General features: G+C 22.9%; 5 protein-coding genes. All 5 read right to left on the minus strand.

All coding sequences use genetic code 11. The features are described from left to right. Positions 1 to 292: 292 nt before the first annotated feature. Positions 293 to 673, minus strand: coding sequence for a hypothetical protein (locus tag G507_RS0109545; RefSeq protein WP_157496561.1), 381 nt, complete (start codon positions 671 to 673; stop codon positions 293 to 295). A gap of 3 nt (positions 674 to 676) precedes the next feature. Then, positions 677 to 1,078: a DUF1573 domain-containing protein gene (locus G507_RS0109550; protein ID WP_026717267.1), complete on the minus strand. Its 402-nt coding sequence runs from the start codon at positions 1,076 to 1,078 to the stop codon at positions 677 to 679. Position 1,079: 1 nt separating this feature from the next. Then, positions 1,080 to 1,955: a carboxypeptidase-like regulatory domain-containing protein gene (locus G507_RS0109555; protein WP_026717268.1), complete on the minus strand. Its 876-nt coding sequence runs from the start codon at positions 1,953 to 1,955 to the stop codon at positions 1,080 to 1,082. A 62-nt stretch (positions 1,956 to 2,017) separates the two neighbouring features. After that, positions 2,018 to 2,212 carry a hypothetical protein gene (locus G507_RS0109560; RefSeq protein WP_026717269.1) on the minus strand — a complete coding sequence of 65 codons (195 nt, stop codon included), beginning with the start codon at positions 2,210 to 2,212 and terminating at the stop codon, positions 2,018 to 2,020. Between the two features lie 226 nt (positions 2,213 to 2,438). After that, entirely contained in the window at positions 2,439 to 2,735 is a 297-nt protein-coding gene (locus G507_RS0109565; protein ID WP_051191593.1) for a helix-turn-helix domain-containing protein, read from the minus strand. Between the last annotated feature and the right edge of the window lie 530 nt (positions 2,736 to 3,265).

Consider the following 3,265-nt stretch of genomic DNA (forward strand, 5'->3'; position numbering starts at 1 on the left):
GTTAAAAGTAATTTTGTATTACTTGGGTTGTAGATTGCACCAAGTTGTGCAATTTGAGAATTTAATAAATTTGCGTTTGCAATATTTTTTGCATGCCCTTTTTCAGAAGTTGAAGCCATAATATATAAGTTTAATGATTTGAAAAACAAATGTATAAAAAAATATTAAATGATTAACTTTTATTAAAACAACCAAAATAAAAAAACGGTTTGCTAAAAATAGCAAAACCGTTTTTGTATGAAATAATTGTTTTTATATGTTAAATATTATTTAACATATATAAGAAATTAATTTATTTTGGTTTAAAATGAAATATCATTTTTGAATCAATATCTTCTGCAATATAATCCAATTCTGTTTCATTTAACTTTAAAACAGTTAATTTTATTTTTTGATTTAATTCAATTAAAGTTAATTCAAGTACATTTGTGATATAATTAAATTTCCATACTCCATTCATTGCTTGTTCAGAATCTATCATTTTAAATTTATTGTTCTTGTAAAAAATAATTGACTCTTCTTTTTCAAATTCATCAGCACTTTTTATTGTACCGTTTTTTTCTAAAGTTACAAGATTCCATTCTTTAATTAAATTGTTAATTTCAATTTTTTCTTGACTGAAACAAATTGCAGTCATAAAAAAAGCTACAAATATTATAAATTTTGATTTCATTTTTTATTTTATTTTTCCTGTTAATTCTAACTTTAAAACGCCTTTTTCTGCATTACATTGTATAAATACAACAGTATTTATTGTGTTTTTCTGATTTTTGGTTGGTATAAATGTAACTTCTACATTTGCACTTTCACCGTTTTTACATTTTTTCTTATCAGTTTTTGAAACAGTACAAGTACAGCTTGGTAAGATTTTATCTATAACAAAAAGAGTATTTGTTGTATTAGTTAATTTAAAAATATGTTTGATTGTATCGTTAGCACCTATTGTACCAAAATCAAATGGATTGTTGTCAATTTTAACTTTTGTAAATTTATCATAAATAACATCCTCTTTGTATGTTAATAGTGAAAGTATAATTATAGAAAATATAATTATACAAATTATGTATATTTTTTTCATTTTAATTTTCCATTAATACAGTCATGCTAACCATTAGATTACTCATTGAATTACTTTTTTTATTAAGTAAATCATTTTTTGCCCAACCTTTATCTCTGTAGTTATACCAAGTTAATTGTTTATTTTCGCCATAAGTAAATCTAAAACCTGGACCAATTTTGTCCCCATTTTTTGAAGTATTATTTTCGTCTACTAACTCAATACCTACACAAACACCATCTTCTAAAAATGGAATTTTTTTATTTTCTAAATCTATAACATATTGATATGTTTTATTTTTAGGACTTATAATTAAATCTTCTGCCAATAAATTTTCAGATGGTTTATTATTTACTTTATCATAAGAATAAATTTTAATTCTAAATTTAGCAATAAAGTCAGCATTTTTATTTTTTCTTACATATAGTTTTACAGATTTTATTCTACCAACTTCGTTCTTAGGGTTTTCTATCAAGCAAGTTGTTTCATGACCAATTAATGAAAACATAGAAATATCGCCATCCCTTTTTTCACTTAATTTATATTTTTTTTTGTATTTAATTGTCTTTTGAGTTACTATAACTTCATTTAATTGGTTTTCATCTTGTATTAAATTAAAGTTTAATAGATATTCTTTATTTTCATTGAAATTTTTTAGAGAAATATATTTTGATTTATAACCTATATATGAAATTTTTATAGAATCATTTAAATGTTCTTTAATGTTTAAAGTATATTCTCCTTGTAAATTGGTATTTGTACCACTATTATTTCTCAAATATGTAATATTTGCAAGAACTAATTTTTCTTTTGATATACTATCAATAACATTGCCCTTTAATGTTTGACTAAAGTTAATTATTGGGATAAGTATAAATAATATTATTAATTTTTTCATTTTATAAATATATAAAACGATGCTTGTAAACAAGCATCGTTTTTATTTTATTTTTAAATAAATTATGGACAAGCAACTACTTCATAAGTTTCCCAAGTGTACAAACCAAATAAAGTCGAATGGTAAGTATGTGTACCAATACATCCGTTTGCAAAAATATGGCAATACTGCATAATAATTTTTGCGTTTGATGGTGTTGAAAAGAATAAAGCTGAAGCTAATAAGCCTCCAAAAGCAAGTGATTTAATTTTTTTCATAATAGAAAAGTTTATAGTTTATATTTTTCTTAGTTCAATTTTAGTCTTTAATAGGATTTGACTTTGCAATTTTATTGTGTTAGCATTTTGCACTATTCTATAAAATTATTTTTTTTGGGATTATATAGAAAAATCCCTCAATTCGTAGCTACTGAATATTACCTGTCAAATCTAAATATGTAATAAGCTTCTTACAATACTAAAAACTTCTAAATTATACCGAAAACTACTCAAATAATTCTTTTGGAATACTGATGTTATTGTTTTTTAGATAGTCAATAATTTTAGAATTTATTATTTCATGCTTACTTTTACATTGTAACGAAATTTTACAAATATTATCTGGTGAAATATTTAATATTGAAGTAAGTTTTATTATCATTTCATATTTCAATATAGTTTTACCTTGTTCAATATCTGAATATGCTTTTAGACTTATATTCAAAAGATTTGCAATATATTCTTGAGAGTAATTTTTATCTCTTCGTATTTTTCTTAAATTTTCATTACACATTTTGGTCATATAAAAATTTTTTATTTTTTAAATTATTATTATAAATATTGCATCAAATTTATATTAAACTTTAAATTTAACAATAGGTAAAAACACCTAAATTTAATGAGTGAAAACACCCATAAATTATTTAAGTATTTTTACTATTGACTTTATGAAATTATGATAATGTATATTTTGTTATTTTTCAACGTTGCTTTTGCGTATTGTGTAGCTCAATGGTTTCATACAACGTTGCTCGGCTTTGTTTCAGTTGTGTGGAATTATTACCAAGCCATAACAAATATAGACAAAACATTTAATAAAAAACAAACGATTTTAAAGAAAGACCAAGCGAAACAATTGAACAAAACCGTTGTTGTATGAAGCCTTAATTTGTTAATTAAGTAATTTTAGTTTTTATTCTGTTTAATAGATTCTTTAAAGTACTTATTTCACTCGTACGGTTGTCTTATTCACTTTGGCAGGTGTCTTATTTATTTTGACGTATGTTTGTTTTACTTTTGAAGTTGCGTTATTCATTTTGGCAGAAAGTTTAT

Origin of the sequence: Flavobacterium gelidilacus DSM 15343 (assembly GCF_000422685.1) — a bacterium.
GTDB classification, from domain to species: Bacteria; Bacteroidota; Bacteroidia; order Flavobacteriales; family Flavobacteriaceae; genus Flavobacterium; species Flavobacterium gelidilacus.